The following is a 17,524-nucleotide window of genomic DNA, read 5'->3' as shown; positions in this document are numbered from 1 at the left end:
GTCGCTATGGGGGAACACCCTGAAAGAACCCTGATTCGTGTCTGGGTGTCCCCTAATCCCCGAGTCGGACCCGGTTCCGGTTGCTAGGGTGGAGGCAACGAAGGGAGACATGATGACGCATACGCCGCATACGCCGAATATGCCGTACGGTGAGCCGACGTCTGATCCGGCGTCCGAGCCGATTGCGGGGAAGGCGGGGACCGGCGGCGATCGGGGGAGCGCGGGGAGCGCGCCCGCATTCGACTCCCCGCTGCGTCGCACCACCTTGGATTCGCTGGTCGACGCCGCCAGCCGCGCCCAACAGGCCCAGCGGGGACGAGCCGTCAGGCCGGCCGCCGCGGGCACGGTCGTCGGATTGGTCTGCGTGCTGGCCATCGGACTGGCCATATGGGGGTCGATCATGGGACTGCCCGAGGAACTGGTGCTCGGCATGGCCATGGTCTTCGTCGGCGTGACGATCGGATGGACCCTGATGAGCTTCATCATGGACGACCGACTGCATCCCGAAGTGCATACCAGCCGGTCGACCTTTGTGCTCACCGCCTGCAGCATCGGGCTGACGCTGTTCGGCGTGCTCGTGATGTTCTCGCTGTTTTCCAGCATCGGCGTGCTGCTCATCGGCGCGCTCGCCGGACTGGTCATGCTGGTGACGGTGGGGCTGATCGTCGCGCCATGGTGGATCAGTCTGGTGTCCGATCTGGGCATGCAGCGGGCTCGGACCGCCCGCGAGGAGCTTCGTGCCGACATCGCCTCCCGATTGCATGATTCGGTGCTGCAGACCCTGGCGCTGATCCAGCTGCAGGCCAACGATCCGAAGAAGGTGGCGGCGCTGGCCCGCTCGCAGGAACGTGATCTGCGCGAGTGGCTGTATGGCGATCCGGAGGCCGTGGCGCATTCGCGTCAGCCGGGCGGTGCCGGTTTGGCGGAGGACCGGGAGGAATCCGGTGGTCTAAGATCGGCGGGGGTGAACGTCGCTGAGTCGCGGCCGGCGGCGTCGCAATCGGGGGTATCCCAATCGGTGGATCCGAGACCCGCGGCGTCGCAATCAGCAGCGTCACGCACTGCCGCGCCTTCGTCCGCCTCGGTCGGTGGCCAGACCGCCGAACCGTTCTCCCGCGTGCTCAAGCGGGTGGCCGCCCAGGTGGAGGATTCCTACGAGCAGCCGATCGAAGTGGTGACCGTGGGAGAGTGCCCGTATCGTCCGGATTTCGCCTCGCTGCTCGACGCGGCCGCCGAATCCATGACCAATGCGGCCAAGCATGGCGCTCCTCCGATCGCCGTCTATATGGAGGTGAGCGGCGGTCGGTTGCAGGTGTTCGTCCGCGATCATGGCGGCGGATTCGACGCGAACCGGCTGCCGGCAGGGCATCTCGGCGTCCGGGAATCGATACTGGGGCGCATGAAACGCGCCGGAGGCACTGCACAGATCGTCTCCCGGCCCGGTTGGGGCACTGAAGTGCGCCTGACCCAGCCGATGGGAGACTGAAAGTCGACTACATGGCAACTAAATGGCGAGTTGTGAGGCTTGGGTTCGGCGAAACGGCGTTTCGAGGTGCTGAAAACGTTGATTTTCCGTGGGCGTGAATGGTCGGATCGCGGATCAAAGCCTCACAACTCGGGTTTTGACCGGATACGGGCATAATGGGGAAGTGTGATGATGGCGGATACAGCGAAGAAAACGGTGCGCATCGGCGTGGTGGACGATCATGACCTGTTTCGGGCGGGCGTGATCAGTACGTTGAACGCGGTGGCTCCCGATTTTGAGATCGTCGGCCAGGCCGGCGACGTCGAGGGTGCCGTGGCGATGATCGCCGACACCCAGCCCGACGTGGTGCTGCTCGACGTGCATGTGCCGGGCGGCGAAGGCGGCGGCGGCTCGGAGATCATCCTGCGCAGCGTGGCCGCGGCGCCGCGCACGCTGTATCTGGCCCTGTCGGTTTCCGACGCCCCGGTGGATGTGGGCGCGGTGATTCGTGCCGGAGCCCGCGGCTACGTGACCAAGACCATCACCGCCGACGATCTGGTGGCGTCGATCCGACAGGTGGCGGACGGTTACGCGGTGTTCAGCCCCAAGCTGGCCGGGTTCGTGCTCAATGCACTCGGACCGGCGCGGCCGGCTGCGGCTCCGGCCCCGGTCCCGACCGTTGCGGCGCCGGATGCCGCCCCCGATCTCGACGGTGATCTGGACGACGACATCGACATCGATGTGCTCAGTCCCCGCGAACAGGAGGTGATGCGACTCATCGCCCGCGGCTACTCGTACAAGGAGGTGGCCGCCGAACTGTTCATCTCCATCAAGACCGTGGAGACCCACGTCTCCAAGGTGCTACGCAAGCTCCAGCTTTCCAACCGCGGCGAACTCGCCCGCTGGGCCGCCCACCGCCGCATCGTGTGAGCGATAGACAGGGGCGAAGCAGCATCTCATCCCACCTCATCTGTCCGGCTTCGCCGGCCACCTTCCCCTTCAAAGGGGAAGGCAAAGACGCGGCCTCTTCCGTCGGACGAGCGATTGACTGTCGCGCATCAAACGGGTTTTGGCCGTCGGGGTGTTTCTGTTGTTGGTCGGTATGGTCTCATACGACAAAATGCTGATTGACTGTACAAGGGGTGTAACCGATTACCTTGAGTTTTCCGGACAGATATCCGGTATTGCCCCTTATGGCCTTTACTCGCCCCTTGATCGCGTTTCTGAAGGAGTTGTAGAAATACCTGATGCCGCAGTGACCGCTAAGGCCAACGTAAAAGGTAGCGCTAGGAATCCTAGTGGAGTTTTTCTCGGACTGCGGTGGTGAACAAGTTGAGCAACTTGATTACAGAATGGGAATTGTTACCAGCTTCATGCGACATTGCGGAAGGTGATTCCAATTGTTTCGTGGTAAATCCCGTGTATGCTGCGATAGCTTCGACAGGGATGCGGAACATGGTGTGCAGTGTTTCGACTATGTCGATGAGATAGAGCTCACTATCGAAGTCATGCATGTACAGTTCTGACAGTACATAGTTGATTCGATTAAGGGTTTCCTGATCGAGACCTGAGAAATCCAAGGTCTCCAAACGGTGAATTGTTGCCTGATCGGTGATTCCTGCGATCAGGCATAGCGATTCCACGGTAAAGCCCTCTTGCATGGCTCGGGCGATCAGATCCTCCAGACTGACTGTTGCCATGGGTTCAATATCCTTGATGATATTGTCATCATGATGTTCCGGCATGATATTCCTTCCCTGATTGTGCTCCGGAGCCTCACGACTATACAGCCCCCGACGGGTTTTGACCGTCGGGGTGTTTCTGTTGTTACCGGCTTGTAAACTGTGGGAGTTGCCCCTGATGGCCGCGATCCGTGGCCTGCCGGGACTGAGGAATACGATATGGGCGCGAACTGCGCCGACCTGCGCGAACCGAGACAATCCGCGTGCGCAGACTGTATGGAAAAGGAGGAAGTATGGGCCAGGATCACAACCCCGACGTCGATTCGGTATTCGATCTTGCAGCTGCGGCTGCGGCATCCAACGGAGGGAACAACGACCCGCTGCTGCCTCCCGCACGATTCATCGGCTCCCCGCAGAAGCCGAGCAAGATGCCGTACAACAAGTACGCGGCCTACGACCTTCAGGTGCCGTTCAGCTTCCCTGAGCGCACCTGGCCGAACAAGACCTTCAAGCGCGCCCCGCGCTGGTGTTCCGTCGATCTTCGAGACGGCAACCAGGCGCTGGTCAACCCGATGGACTCCGAGCGCAAGCTGCGCTTCTGGAACCTGCTCGTCTCCATGGGCTACAAGGAGATCGAGGTGGGCTTCCCGTCCGCTTCGGAAACCGACTTCGACTTCATCCGCATGCTCATCGAGCGTGAGCTCATCCCCGATGACGTGACCATCGTGGTGCTCACCCAGTGCCGCGAGCACCTGATCCGCCGCACCTACGAGGCGCTCAAGGGCGCCAAGCGCGCGATCGTCCACTTCTACAACTCGGTTTCCGTGCTGCAGCGCGAGGTCGTGTTCCGCAAGAACCGCGCCGAGATCAAGAAGCTCGCCACCGACGCCGCCGAACTGTGCAAGGATCTCGAAGGCGAGGCCGAGGGCATCGACCTCTACTACGAGTACAGCCCCGAATCGTTCACCGGCACCGAGCCGGAGTACGCCGTCGAGGTGTGCAACGCGGTGATCGACGTGATCAAGCCGACCGTCGACCACCCGATGATCATCAACCTGCCGGCCACCGTGGAAATGACCACGCCGAACGTGTTCGCCGACGAGGTGGAGTACGTCTCCACCCATCTGAAGAACCGCGACGCGATCGTGCTCTCCCTCCACCCGCACAACGACGAGGGCATGGGCGTGGCCGCCACCGAGCTGGGCGTGCTGGCTGGCGCCGACCGCGTCGAGGGCTGCCTGCTCGGCAACGGCGAGCGCACCGGCAACGTCGATCTCGTCACGCTGGGCCTGAACCTGCTCACGCAGGGCGTGGACCCGCAGATCGACTTCTCCAACGTGCCGGAGATCCGCAAGACGGTCGAATACTGCAACCAGATCAAGATCTCCGAGCGCCACCCGTACGCCGGCAACTTCGTGTTCACCGCGTTCTCCGGTTCGCATCAGGACGCCATCAAGAAGGGTCTCGAGGCCCGTCAGATGGCCGCCGACCGCGCCGGCGCCGACCTGAGCAAGTTCGTGTGGCTGGTGCCGTACCTGCCGATCGACCCGAAGGACATCGGCCGCTCCTACGAGGCGATCATCCGCGTGAACTCGCAGTCCGGCAAGGGCGGCATGGCCTACCTGCTGAAGACCAACCATAATCTCGACCTGCCGAAGCGTCTGCAGATCGAGTTCGACAAGATCGTGCAGAAGTACGCCGACGACACCAAGAAGGAAGTCAAGGACGAGGACATCTGGCGCCTGTTCAAGGACGAGTACCTGCCCGTGGAGTCCGGCGGCGTGACCGAGGCCGGCAAGGTCGTGGGCGACACCAACGACGAGACGCTGGAGCAGTGGGGTCGCCTCAAGCTCCTCAAGGTTTCGGTCTCCTCCGGTGAGGACGGTTCCGACACCGTGCTCAAGGCCACCGTGCTGGATCGCGGCACCGATAAGGACTCCGAGCCGGTGGAGCGTCAGCTGTCCGGCATCGGCAACGGTCCGATCGCCGCGTTCCTCAACGCGATCAGCGCGCTGGGCATTGACGTGTCCGTGATGGACTACGTGGAGCACGCCATGACCGCCGGCACCGACGCCATGGCCGCCTCCTACGTGGAGTGCGAGATCGGCGACAAGCCGGAGACCCGCGTGATCTGGGGCGTCGGCATCGACTCCTCGATCACCACGAGCTCGCTGAAGGCCATCATCTCCGCCATCAACCGCTCCGAGCGGTAAGGGCTGAGGGCTGAGGGCCGGGGCCTTCGCCGGTCATCTCATTACGGTGGTCCGACATCACACGGTGTCGGACCACCGTTTTTTCGTATATCGGGTGTATCTGGTCGTGTTCGGTCATCCCCGATCGTATCTGGTCTGGGATCTGATACTTGGCCTGACCGTTCGCGGGGAGTTGGCCGAACCGTTCACGAAGACGGTAATTTGGCCTGACCGTTCACGATCGGCCACTCCGATCGGCGTGTCGTGATCGGGCTGGCCAAGTATCGGGATTGACGTCGGGTAGGGGAGAGGACGTGGGAAGATAGGGGCGTTGCCCGCAGCGGATATCGGGTGAGATGAAGAAAGAAGGTTCTGATGAAGCGTCAGCATATGTTTGGTCGATGGGGGAAGCTGGGCATTGCGGCCCTTGCTTCGGCCAGCATGATTATTCCGGTGTCGTTCGCGTCGGCCGCCGAGGCCGCGCCGTCCGAGTCGGCTCCGGCACAGACCGAGCAGGCACAGACCGAGCAGGCACAGACCCAGTCCGCCCAGACCCAGCAGGATGAGCAGGTTGCCGGCGGTGCCTCCGCGGCGACCAACCTCAGCAAGGCCCATGCCGCTGCCGTGGCGGTGAACAAGACCTACACGATCAAGCGCAACGACGGCCAGTACTCGCCCGACTACTGGTACAAGTTCTCGGTGCCGAAGCAGGGCGTGGTGAACGTCACGTACTCGCCGCTGGCGAATTCCACCGACCGATTCAGCTCGCCGGAGCTGATCGACAGCGCCAACCGGGTGATCTCCAAGGATCCGATCGCCGATCGCAGCAAGACCTCCCTCGGTCAGCAGGGCCTCGCCCCCGGCACCTATTACCTCAAGTTCGCTACGTTCTCGAGGGGCAGCGCCACCACCACGTTCAAGGTGAGCTACAGCGTCAACGCCAACTGGGAGACCGAATGGAACAACAGCCGCGCCGCCGCCGACGTGCTGACCCTTGGCCGTACCACGAACGCCTCCTCGTGGGCGAACACCGGTAACGGCGAGCAGGACTGGTACCGGTTCACGCTGACCAAGACCACCAAGGTGGAGTTGGCGTTCCATTCCCAGCGATACGACAGCAGGGATCTGAGCAAGTGGACCGCCCGACTGTACCGCTCGAACCTCGCGCAGGTGGGCCTCTGCCAGTGGTACCTCAACCAGACCGGCAAGTCCGCCACGCTGAGTCTGGGCGCCGGCACGTACTACCTGCAGGTGGCTTCGGACATCTACGGCACGATCCCGCCGCTGAACTACAACGTGACCGTCTCCGATCTGGCGGTGACCAAGGTGCCGGTGTACCGCGTGTACAACCGTCGTTCCGGTCTGCACCACTACACCACGAACGCCTCCGAGAAGAACATGCTCGTGCGCCTTGGCTGGCGTGACGAGGGCGTCTCGTTCAACGCTGCCCGCATCGGCTCCCCGGTGTACCGCGAGTACAACCGCAACAACGGCAACCACAACTGGACGATGAACAAGGCCGAGCACGACATGCTCGTGCGCCTCGGCTGGAGGGGCGAAGGCACCGCGTGGACGGTGAATCCGAACGCCGGCACCAAGGTGTACCGTCTGTACAACCGTCACAGCGGCGAACACGTGTACACCACCAGCTACGGCGAGTACGTGGCCGTGCAGCGCGCCGGCTGGAAGGGCGAAGGCGTCGCCTGGAGAAGCCTGTAATTGAAGGCACTGCCTTCAATCAGGCTTCTGCGGAAGGCCGTCATTACTGGCGGCCCGAAGCCAGCAACCTGCGGCCCCGCTTTGGCGGGGTCGTCTCATTGTGGTCCATCAGCTGCGGAGGGATTTAGACCTTCCTCCTTACGGTTTTTGGCAAGACCAAGTTTGAAGGCATCGAATATGGTCTCTTCAAGCTTGGATTTGCCAAAAACCGGCTCTCCGGCCAAATGTCATTGAGCCATCGCCCGCCGCCGGTTTCGACGGAATCCAAATGGTGTGTGGAGGTGCGAAAGTTTTTCTCGGTGTGAACAGTGCAGCGGGTATGCTGGCAACAGACGGGAAGGGGAAGGCACATATGCGAGGTTTGGCTCGAAGACTGGTGACCACGATCGTAGCGACGGCCATGGGCGTCGGCGTGATCGCCATACCGGGTTCGTTCGCCGTAGCCGCGCAGCCGGTTGCCACTGCGAATCCGGTCGTCACTGCGCTGCCGGCCTCGTCGTCGCAGATCGCAACGGCCTCTTCCGCATCGTCGAATGCTTCCTCGTCCGCGCGGGATTCGCAGTCCTCCCGGCAGACCGCATCATCGCAGTCTCAGTCACCGTCTGACCATTCAACACAGTCGGACCGTTCGGCACAATCTGCTCAGTCGGCACAGCCCAGTCAGTCGGCACAGCCCAGTCAGGCAGCACGGTCGGCAACGACGAGCACCGATCCGAACCGCCGATCGGCGACCTCTGCGCAGAGATCCGGCGCATCCGTCGCCACATCATCTGAGGGGTCAGGGAAGTCCGCAGTCGCAGGCCTCACCGGTTCGGCCTCGGCGGGCATCGCCACGGATTCCGCAGCAGCCGGTTCCTTAGCCGCCGGTTCCTCATCCGCCGCGTCCGGCGTCCAGCCCGTATCCTCGATCTCCGTCAAAGCATCGGACGTTACTTCGTCGTCCTCCCAGTCGTCGCCGACGGTATCTCCCTCGTATGAGGACGATTCCCCCCGCAACTACGTCATCAACCTGACCGTGCCACAGTCCCAGTCGACAGCACAGTCCCAGTCAGCGTCAAACTCCGGGGCCGTCCAGCAGTCCCAGTCCGTCAGCACCAAGCCGGCCGCCGATCTCGCCGAATCGCTGGGCGCCACCGTGCTGACCCGTTACGATCAGTTCGGCTCCCTGTTCGTCCAGTCCACGGACGGCTCGTTCGCCAAACACTTCGCCGCCAAGGCCAAGGCCGCCGGCATCGCGCTCGACTCTGTGGGACCGACCCGCCGCACCCCGGTGACCGGCGAGGAGAACGTGTCGGTGCAGGCCTACTCCCTGCGGGGAAACAAGCAGAATCAGGACGGCAATCGCGTCACCCAGGACGTTTCCGGCCACAGTCTCGCGGTCGAATCGGCCAGCCAGTCATCGGCCGTCCAGTCCGCCCAGTCCGCCCAGTCCACCCAATCCACCCAATCCACCAACAGTCAGTCCACTGCTTCCCAGTCATCCGGCGGCTCCTCCGCCGTCCAGGGGGCAGCGGAAGCCTCCGACCAGAATTGGGCGCAGCGGGCGATCGGCGCCGACAAGGCCGTCGAAACCATCGAGAACACCACCGTCGGCAACACCAACGCCGACCGCTTCAAGGTCACGGTCGGCGTGCTCGACAGCGGCATCGACACCACCCATGCCGATCTCAAGGGACAGGTGGACCCCGACCTTTCGGTGAGCTGCCAGGTCAACGGCATCGCCGACCAGAAGTCGGCCGGCGCGCCCACCTCCACTGCCCCCGCCACGCAGTACGACGACTGGCAGACCGTGTACGCGCACGGCACGCATGTGGCCGGTCTGATCGCCGCCGCCCATAACGGCATCGGCATCGACGGCGTGAACCCGAAGGCTCGTCTGGCCTCGGTGCGCGTGACCAACGACTACGACTGGGTCTACCCCGAATATGCGGTCTGCGGTCTGGTCTGGGCCGCCGACCATCATTTCGCCGTGGCCAACAACAGTTACGGCATGACCTCGTGGGGCTCGTGGTGGAACCCCGGGGACGCGACGCAGACGGCCTCCGTCGAGGTGACCAAGCGGGCCGTCGCCTACGCGCAGTCCAGCAACGTCACCATCGTGGCCGCCGCGCACAACCACGACACCGATCTGGATAACCCCCCGTCGTCCGGTGAGATCCAGATGCCGTCGATGCTGCCCGGAGTGATCGTCGTCTCCGCCTCCGATCCTGTAGACGCGGCCGATGTACAGACCTTGACTCGAGCCTCCTACTCCAACTACGGCAAGACTTCGATCACTGTGACGGCCCCCGGTTCAGGAATCTACTCGACCGTGCCCTCATGGTATCCGTACGCTGATTCGTCCGGCTACGCCTACCTGAGCGGAACGTCACTGTCTACCCCCTTGGTGACCGGTGTGGTGTCGCTGTTGCGCGCCGAGCATCCGACGTACACGGTCGATCAGATCACCGCGCTGCTGAAGAAGCAGGCCGGCTACTTTTACGACCATCTGGTCAAGCCGGACGATGGCAAGGAGTATCGCGGCGCCGGTCTGGTCAATGCGATCGCCGCGGTGACCCGTGATCTCGGCGACGGAAGTCAGTCCGGCAATACGTCGGACAATACCTCTTCCGGCAATCAGGGCGGGACCTCCGACGGACAGTCGCAGTCCGGTCAGTCCGGTCAGGGCGGGGCGAACGGGCAGATCGGTCAGTCGGGCCAGTCCGGATCGGACGGCTCGTCGAACGGTCAGACTTCGTCGGCGTCCGGTGCGAACGGGGGATACGAGAGCATCGAGATCACCCCGACCCCGTCCCCGAACCGGACGGAAGTGGAGACTGATGCGTCCGGCAGCGCGAACCAGTCGGGCGGGGCGTCGGCCCTGTCCCGCACGGGCAGCGACGTGGCGTGGGCCTTCGGCACCTGCCTGCTGCTGGTGGCGGTCGGTGCGGGAGCGGTCTTTCTGCGGGGTCGAGCCGGGCGTCGGTGACCGACCAGCTACCGCATGGATTTGATCCGCCGGTCGTAGACCAGCTTCTCCGCATATCGGGCCGCGGCCAGCACGCGGCACCGCAGACGCTGACACACCGTCAGCCGCCTGATGGCCTTGCGAACCTGAGCGCGGTCGTCAGCCAGCAGACGGGTGTCGGCGTCGGATCCGGCTGCGTCTCCGCGGCCGTACGCCTGCTCCGCCTCGCGCAGCTGCTCGGTCATCGTGTAGTAGCTGCGCGCCGGGGTCACGCCGTTCGCCATCGCGTGATCGAAATTCGTCAGACCTGCCAGCACGTTGTCGTGGTAGAAGCCGAGACTGCGCTGCGAATGCGTCACCGATTCGCCGGACTGCAGCCAGTGATACAGCACCGCATTCACGTCGGCCACCTTGTCCATGCGCGAATACAGTTCGCCGGCCACCATCACGTCCTGCGCGTACATGCCCTCGGGGAACCGCACGCCGTCCCACAGCTCGCGCCGGTACAGGCGGCACCAGTTCGCCTCGTTGAAATACCGGGCCTCGCCGTGCCGGCCCATCGCGTCGAGCAGCAATCGCAGGCTCTTGCAGAACACGCTCTGATACGCGCGCAGCGGATTGCGGAACACCGTCACGGTTTCGGGGTCGGCCGCGCCGAGGCGGGCCAGATCGGCCACCTCGTCCAGCCGGGAGACGCCGAACTGGCTCCAGCGGCCCTTGCTCATGCTCGCGCCGGTGGATTCGAGCGCATGCAGCAGGATCTCGATGTTGCGCGAGTCGAGGATGTCGTCGTTGTCCGCGAAGGCGAGGTAGCGGCCGTGTGCGGCGTCGAGCCCGGCGTTCTGCGCCTTGGCGATGCCGCCGTTGGGCTGATGGATCACGACGATGCGGCTGTCCCTGGCCGCGTAGTCGTCGCAGATCGCGGGGGAGTCGTCGGTGGCGCCGTCGTCCACCAGAATGATCTCCAGATTCGCGTAGGACTGGCGCAGGATCGAGTCGACGCAGTAGGGCAGGAACCGCTGCGCGTTGTACACCGGCACGATGACGGAGACGAGCGGTGAGTCGGAGCGGGAGCGGGGCTGGGGCTGTGAAGGCTGAACGGGTTGGGGCTGAGAATCGACCATGATCCTCAGTGTATCGGGCTACTATGGCAAACGACGTGCGTAATGCCGGTGGTTCGGCGGTCCGGTGTGCGGACGGTAGAGACTTCCGTAGTTAAGCAGACAGAGCGGATGGCGTTGCCTTCCCCTTGAGGGGAAGGTGTACGGCTCTGCCGGACGGATGAGGTGGCCGGTAGATATGGAAGAAGAGGTGTAACCATGCGAATCGGGTGCGACCTTATGAATATGAGCCGTTTGGACGGCATTACGCTGGACGACTCCGATCCGTTCATCCGTAGAACGTTTACGATCGATGAGATCGCTGCGGCAGATCGCGCCGATGACGTTCGTCGATATTATGCGAAGGTCTTTTCGATCAAGGAATCCGTGTACAAGACTCTGCGCATCGATGATACCCGCAGGGTCGTGTTGGAAGCCCAACTGGGCCGTTCCTTGTCGTTCCGTGACATTCGTGTGGAGCTCGTGCGCGATTGGCCAACCGCTTCGCTTGCCGATGATCTGGCTGCCGCACTGGGCGGCGTAAGATCGTGTGAAGTCTCGGTTTCCTATGACGGCGATCTGGTGATGTCTACCGCCGTCGTGGATTTTCTTGGCTAAACAAGTCTTTGCGATCTTCTGATCGGGTGCCGGTCAGATCGGTTTCCATCCTGTCCATTCAGACAGCGTCTCTGTCTCCGGCTCCGATAGCAGGTTTACTCGCCCCCCCCCCCATTCCGCGGTTGATCATCCATCGGCAGAGGATTGATCTTCGGTGCGGTATTGGAAATTGTGGGGAAGTGTTCGGTGATGTCAAGCGTCACCGCCACGTCGATCAGATCCTTGCCGTCGTCGAGATTGATGTGGAAGAGTTCCTGTAATTTGCGCAGACGGTAGAAGTATGTGTTCCGGTGTACGTTGAGGCTTTCTGCGGCCTTGGTGGCATTGCCGGGGAATCGCAGATGAGCGGTCAGCGTATCGATGTAGGAGGTGTGCCGTCGCTTGTCGTACTGATACATCCTCAGGATGCGTTTGTCGAGCAGCACGGAGATGTCGTGCCGAATGGAGTAATGGTAGGCCATGATATGTCCGCGATGACGTTTGGCGAAGCTGATAGGCTCGTCGTCGAAGATCACCCGGCTGAGCATGCGGCACACATACAGTTGTTCCCTGCATTCGAGGATCTGATGGAACGGATCGCTGACGTAGGCTCGCAGTGAATTATTGCGCAGTGCCTGTGCGAACACTCCGTCATGCAACACACGCTCATGCAGGATGTCGTAGTACTCGTATCCATCAGAAGCGCTGGGTTTGAGCGGCAATAGCAGAAAGAAATAGCCGTTGTACACCAGCCAGACGCTTTCGGGGAAGACCGTGTGAAGAATGCTGCCGATATGGGAGTTGTAGTTAGGTGTGGCAAAGCTCTGATTGCCCTGGATCATGATGAGGGCGTACGCCGGGGACGGTGCGAATCCGGCGTTGGAAAGACGCTCGATGGCTTCGGATTCGTGAATGAATCGGTTGTTCATCACATCCTCCAGAATGGCCGCGCTGGAGATGGTCTGTGACGATACGGGGTTCATGCGATCGAGCAGGATGCCGGACAGTGCGCCGGCGTATTCCACGAGTTCCAGATCGTAGGCGCCGAAGTTCCGTGAGAGGGCCAGCACGTCGAAGCGGCCCATCTCTAGGTTCTTGTAGTAGATGATCGATGTCACCCATTCCTGATCGTACGTGGTATTCAGCGAAATCGTGGCGGACCGGTTGCGGCGGGCCTCTTCGATGATGTTGTTGTCGAGCATCGCCTGATGTACCGATTGAGACACGTAGCCCTTGTTCAGCTGTTCGGAGATATCGGGGCGGTTGGCGGGGAAATCTCCAGCCGTGGCGATGATGCGATTGCCGGTATCGGTGACGATCAGCGGATTGCCGATCACGTCATATGCCTCCCGGGCGAATTGCTGGATGTTGTAGGTGCGCTGGAACGAGTCGAACAGCCGTGCCTTGGCGGAGTCGAGCGACGGAGCAAGGTGGGCGAGCCGGTCGAATCGCTGTCGGGCCACCTTGAACGGCAGTGCGGAACGGCAGATCGTGGTTTTCGGAGGAACGTCCTGATCGCGGTTCAGTGGCTGATCGGTCAGGGCGATGATCGCGGAATGGTGTCGGGCTCCAACATGATGGGACAGGTCCGTGAGCCGGGTGAGCAGTACCGTGTGGTCGGCGTCGCTGGGTTCGGGGGAGTCGGCGTCGGCCGGCAGACAGACGAAATCCCGGCTGAGCAGCGCGTCATTCGAGGTGAGGTGTTCGGAGACATCGAGTTCCGTCAGTATGGTTCGCAGGTGCATGGGGCGTACGAGGCCTTTCTCGTCGGTTTACGGAGGGGGATGCTGGCCTCCGTTCTGTAATCAGACTAGATCATGTATTGTGCAAATGCACAATTAATCGGTGTTTTTACCCATGAAGTTCATGCCGACGCACATCGATTTTTGGCGACAAAACTATGCAAAATCCTTAATCTATAAACCACAAGGCAGCAAGAGTCCACAAGGATGAAGACCAAATTGCCTTGGGCTGTTGTACAAGCAAATCCTCTAATCATCATAGGGAAAGGAATCATCATGGCTGACGAACGCAATGAGGTACTGGACGCTATCCGCACCCGTGTGGCATCTCTTACTGGCAAGGACGCCTCCGAGTTCTCCGAGGACACCTCCTTCAAGGACCTGCAGCTCAAGTCCGTGCAGTACTCACAGCTGACCACGTATCTGGAGGATGAATTCGACGCCGAGGTGCCGTACATGACCTTCCGACGCAAGGAGACGTTTGGCGACGCCGCCGACTACGTCGTCGAACTGCTGGACATGTAACGGACCGCAGTCCGGACGAAACCCCATCAGTACGCGCAACCTCACAACATAGCAAAGGAGCACATTATGGTTGAGCCGATCATTCCCGAGGATTGGGAGAAGGTAGACGGCAAGCTTTCCGACTTCATCACCAAGACCGGTGAAAACGCGAACGTCAACGACGACGTCCCGATCTACAAGGATTCCAAGGGCGGAATCTTCTACCTGCTGGAGGAGGAATTCCAGGGCGAGAAGATGAAGGTCTGCTACCGCGTCTCGCGTCAGCCCGTCGCCGATCAGGAGGAGGTGGACCTCGCCAATTCCGAGGATCCGATGGCCCGCATGGGTCAAGGATTCTGTCCGCCGTTCAACCAGCGCACCTACGAGGCCGCGCCCGGCATCATCTGTGAGCAGGATCAGGAGGTCGTCATGCGTGACGGCACCAAGATCTACTGCGATATCTACCGTCCGGTGACCGAGGAGAAGATCCCCGCGATCGTCTCGTGGAGTTGGTTTGGCAAGCGCCCCGGCGACGGTATGAGCGAATGGCAGATCATGGGCGTTCCCCCGAAGACCGTCTCCAACTGCGCCAAGTTCGAATCCCCCGATCCGCTGTACTGGTGCCATCAGGGCTACGCCGTGGCCAACGTGGACGTGCGTGGCGCAGGTCATTCCGAAGGCAACGTACACATGTTCACCCATCAGGACCGTGAAGACGGCTACGATTTCGTCGAGTGGCTCGCCGCACGCGAATGGTGCAACGGCAAGGTCGGCATGTCCGGCAACTCCGGCGTGGCCATGCACCAGTGGGGCATCGCCGCCGAGCAGCCGCCGCATCTGGCCTGCATCGCCCCGTGGGAGTCCACCACCGACCTGTACCGTGAGAGCCTGTTCGAGGGTGGCATCCCCGCGCTGAGCTTCAACGAGTTCATCGCTGCCCAGGTCACCGGCCCCAACGGCACTGACGATCAGGTGGCCATGGCCCGTATGTACCCGTTCGAGAACGCCTACTGGCGCGATAAGATGCCCGACTTCTCCAAGGTGCGTATCCCCGTCTACCAGACCGCGGGCTGGAGCCACTTCCACCTTCCCGGCTCATTCAACGCATGGCGTCGTTGCAAGTCCCGCCTCAAGTGGATGCGTGCCCATCGCGACTTCGAATGGCCGGACACCTACCAGCCGGAGAATCTCGAGGACCTTAAGCGCTTCTACGACCGCTACCTCAAGGACATTCACAACGGCTGGGAGATGACCCCGCGCGTCCGCCTCGACGTGATGGACGCCTACGACTGCGATTATCAGGACCGCCGCGCGGAGAAGACCTTCCCGCTGCAGCGCACCGAGTACCGCAAGCTCTACTTCGACCCCGCCTCCGTGACCCTGAAGGACGCCCCGGTCGCCGATGCCTCCAAGGCTTCGTACGATCCGGATTCCGGCCAGCTGGAATTCGACTACGTCTTCGATGAGGACACCGAGATCACCGGCTACATCAACCTGCACCTGTTCGTCTCCTGCGATGGCTACGACGACATGGACATGTTCGTCAACATCCAGAAGGCCTCCGCCGATGGCGAATGGATTCCGTGGTACACGCTGGACGAGCCGCATCCGGGCGCATGGGGCAAGTGCCGTGTCTCCCGACGCAAGCTCGACGAGAAGCTTTCCAAGCGCCATATCCCGGTGCTGGCCAACGAAAGCGAGGAGAAGCTCAAGAATGGCGAGATCGTTCCGGTCGACATCGCCATCGTTCCCTCCAGCCGAGTCTGGCATAAGGGCGAGCGTCTGCGCGTGCAGATCGCCGGTCGCTACATCCGCGAAGGCTGGTTCGAGCCTTTGGCTTGGGACACCGACAACCATGGCACGCACAACGTTCATGGCGGCGGCGAATACGAATCCTGGATCGAGATCCCGGTGATCCCGCCCCGTTATCAGGCCGGTGACTACGTCGTCCGATAAGTCGGACGATCCGGTCGGCTCCCGTCGGGTTCCGAGACGGGAGCCGACCTCCCCTTCGGATCGGCCGGAGCATACGGCCGATCCGATTCCTTCCCACTCATTAGTATTGTCCAATCCAGCAAAAGGAGTGAGCCATGGACGCCCGCGAATTGCGCAGCTTCGCCAGGATCCTTCCTTCCCTACGCGAAGCCGCATTGGAGCCGGTGCTCGCCGGACCGATTCTCGGGCGTCATATCGCCTGCAAGGTGGCAGCCGCCGGCGATGATTCGCATCCCACTCTCGACACCTGGTTGCACATGGCCGATGTGCAGGAAGGCGACACCGCTCCCGTGGTGTTCGAACTGCATGGCGGCGGATTCGCCATGGGGGACGCTCGTAAGACCGATGCCCTGTGCGAATGGATCCGTGACGCCTTCAACGTGCATGTGGTGGGTGTGAACTACCGTCTGGCCCCGGAGTATCCGTGGCCGGCCGCACTCGATGACGTGCTCGACGTGTTGCGATGGTACGCCGACCGTGCCGCGGAATACCGCATGGATCCCCGGAGATTCATCCTCATGGGATACAGCGCCGGAGCGCAGCTTGCGCTTGTCGGCGCGATCGAGAGTAAGACCATCGCCGGATACCGTGTGTCCGGGCTCGCCCTGCACTACCCGTTCTTCGACGCATCCACCGCTCCGGCCGACAAGGCGCTGCGAGACATCGACCTGCCGATCGATCTGATGGAGGCCTTCAACGACTGGTACTGCGGCGATGCCGATCGTCGTAACCCACGTATCTCGCCGATTTACTCTCCGGACACCGAGCTGGCCGATCTGCCGTCCGTATCGATCCTGCCCGTCGAAGGCGATGCCATGGCCGACGAAGGCGTACATATGGCGGATCGACTGCGTGCTCTTGGCGTCGACACCCATCTGCACATGGTGAAGCACGCCTATCACGGATACATCGAGGACGCCGTGAACCCCGAAGCCTACCGGGCAGCCAACCCGCCGGAAATCATCGAGGCGCGGCCTCGGAACACCGACCGACTTGCCGGTGAGATGATATCCGAGGCGTTGCGCGACGTGCTCGGCACGGTCCCGAAGCCCGTACCGTTCCCATGGCTGAGCGAGAAAGGTCAATCCTCGGATTCGACCGGCTCCACTGATTCCGACTCCCGGGAGGCGAGCGTATGACTCCCGTCACCCGACTGATGGTATTGCAGGATCTGGTTCTGGCCATAGTGATCAATACCTCGGCGATGCTGCTCTCCGGTGCCGCGATCACTCTGACCTCCTGGTACCCGGGTGCCTGTACCGCCTTCTGCACCAACGTGCTGTTGCAGCTGATCCTTCCCGTCCCCGCCGCCGGGCGACTTTGCTCCGCGTGGCTGGGTACATCCAAGGTCCGCCCGTGGGTCTCCGTATTCGTCGAGAACCTGATCTTCGTCACCTGCATCTCCTTCACCATGGCCGTCATGCAGACCGGTCCGAACGGCATCATCGACACTTGGCTCGCTACCTACGGCCAGCTGGTCGTCATCGGATACCTCACCTCGATGGTGCTGTACTACATCACCACGTCAATCGTTACCAAACCCGTTTCCGCAAAGTAGCGGCAACCAACACAAAAAGGAAT

Annotated in this window: 13 protein-coding genes; 10 read left to right on the top strand and 3 right to left on the bottom strand. The window is 62.0% G+C overall.

All coding sequences use genetic code 11. From position 1 onward, the window contains the following. The first annotated feature begins 109 nt into the window (after window positions 1-109). Window positions 110-1,486 (top strand): sensor histidine kinase, encoded by a 1,377-nt coding sequence (locus CSQ87_RS02665; RefSeq protein WP_100512328.1) that lies wholly within the window; start codon window positions 110-112, stop codon window positions 1,484-1,486. A gap of 171 nt (window positions 1,487-1,657) precedes the next feature. After that, a complete protein-coding gene (locus CSQ87_RS02660; protein WP_100512482.1) occupies window positions 1,658-2,395 on the top strand; it encodes a LuxR C-terminal-related transcriptional regulator in 738 nt (245 codons plus the stop codon). A 365-nt stretch (window positions 2,396-2,760) separates the two neighbouring features. Here CSQ87_RS02660 and CSQ87_RS02655 read toward each other — a convergent pair whose 3' ends face one another. Further along, window positions 2,761-3,210, bottom strand: coding sequence for an HTH domain-containing protein (locus tag CSQ87_RS02655; protein ID WP_100512327.1), 450 nt, complete (start codon window positions 3,208-3,210; stop codon window positions 2,761-2,763). Window positions 3,211-3,440: 230 nt separating this feature from the next. Here CSQ87_RS02655 and leuA point away from each other — a divergent pair, with 230 nt between their 5' ends. From leuA to CSQ87_RS02640, 3 genes are all read left to right on the top strand, one after another. After that, complete coding sequence (gene leuA, locus CSQ87_RS02650; RefSeq protein WP_100512326.1) at window positions 3,441-5,360, top strand: 2-isopropylmalate synthase; 1,920 nt, start codon at window positions 3,441-3,443, stop codon at window positions 5,358-5,360. Window positions 5,361-5,714: 354 nt separating this feature from the next. Continuing rightward, window positions 5,715-7,058: a hypothetical protein gene (locus CSQ87_RS02645; protein WP_100512325.1), complete on the top strand. Its 1,344-nt coding sequence runs from the start codon at window positions 5,715-5,717 to the stop codon at window positions 7,056-7,058. 361 nt (window positions 7,059-7,419) lie between these two features. Continuing rightward, a complete protein-coding gene (locus tag CSQ87_RS02640) occupies window positions 7,420-10,026 on the top strand; it encodes a S8 family peptidase (protein ID WP_165776707.1) in 2,607 nt (868 codons plus the stop codon). Window positions 10,027-10,034: 8 nt separating this feature from the next. On the opposite strand, the gene CSQ87_RS02635 is transcribed toward CSQ87_RS02640, so the two are convergent. After that, window positions 10,035-11,129 (bottom strand): glycosyltransferase family 2 protein, encoded by a 1,095-nt coding sequence (locus CSQ87_RS02635; RefSeq protein ID WP_100512323.1) that lies wholly within the window; start codon window positions 11,127-11,129, stop codon window positions 10,035-10,037. 195 nt (window positions 11,130-11,324) lie between these two features. On the opposite strand from CSQ87_RS02635, the gene CSQ87_RS02630 reads away from it, so the two are divergent. Beyond that, on the top strand, window positions 11,325-11,723 hold the full coding sequence (locus CSQ87_RS02630) for a 4'-phosphopantetheinyl transferase superfamily protein (RefSeq protein WP_100512322.1): 399 nt from the start codon (window positions 11,325-11,327) through the stop codon (window positions 11,721-11,723). A gap of 95 nt (window positions 11,724-11,818) precedes the next feature. On the opposite strand, the gene CSQ87_RS02625 is transcribed toward CSQ87_RS02630, so the two are convergent. After that, on the bottom strand, window positions 11,819-13,447 hold the full coding sequence (locus tag CSQ87_RS02625) for a PucR family transcriptional regulator (protein ID WP_100512321.1): 1,629 nt from the start codon (window positions 13,445-13,447) through the stop codon (window positions 11,819-11,821). Between the two features lie 273 nt (window positions 13,448-13,720). Here CSQ87_RS02625 and CSQ87_RS02620 point away from each other — a divergent pair, with 273 nt between their 5' ends. The 4 genes from CSQ87_RS02620 to CSQ87_RS02605 all read left to right on the top strand — a co-directional run bounded on the left by CSQ87_RS02620 (window position 13,721) and on the right by CSQ87_RS02605 (window position 17,501). After that, complete coding sequence (locus tag CSQ87_RS02620; RefSeq protein WP_100512320.1) at window positions 13,721-13,969, top strand: acyl carrier protein; 249 nt, start codon at window positions 13,721-13,723, stop codon at window positions 13,967-13,969. A 66-nt stretch (window positions 13,970-14,035) separates the two neighbouring features. Further along, window positions 14,036-15,904 carry a CocE/NonD family hydrolase gene (locus CSQ87_RS02615; protein ID WP_207761075.1) on the top strand — a complete coding sequence of 623 codons (1,869 nt, stop codon included), beginning with the start codon at window positions 14,036-14,038 and terminating at the stop codon, window positions 15,902-15,904. A 134-nt stretch (window positions 15,905-16,038) separates the two neighbouring features. Further along, entirely contained in the window at window positions 16,039-17,082 is a 1,044-nt protein-coding gene (locus tag CSQ87_RS02610; RefSeq protein ID WP_100512319.1) for an alpha/beta hydrolase, read from the top strand. Beyond that, window positions 17,079-17,501 carry an ABC transporter ATPase gene (locus tag CSQ87_RS02605; protein ID WP_100512318.1) on the top strand — a complete coding sequence of 141 codons (423 nt, stop codon included), beginning with the start codon at window positions 17,079-17,081 and terminating at the stop codon, window positions 17,499-17,501. Before CSQ87_RS02610 ends, CSQ87_RS02605 begins: the two co-directional genes overlap by 4 nt. Window positions 17,502-17,524: the final 23 nt, after the last annotated feature.

This window comes from Bifidobacterium simiarum, assembly GCF_002802905.1.
Lineage (GTDB): Bacteria > Actinomycetota > Actinomycetes > Actinomycetales > Bifidobacteriaceae > Galliscardovia > Galliscardovia simiarum.
This window is presented reverse-complemented; position numbering and strand designations above follow the sequence as displayed.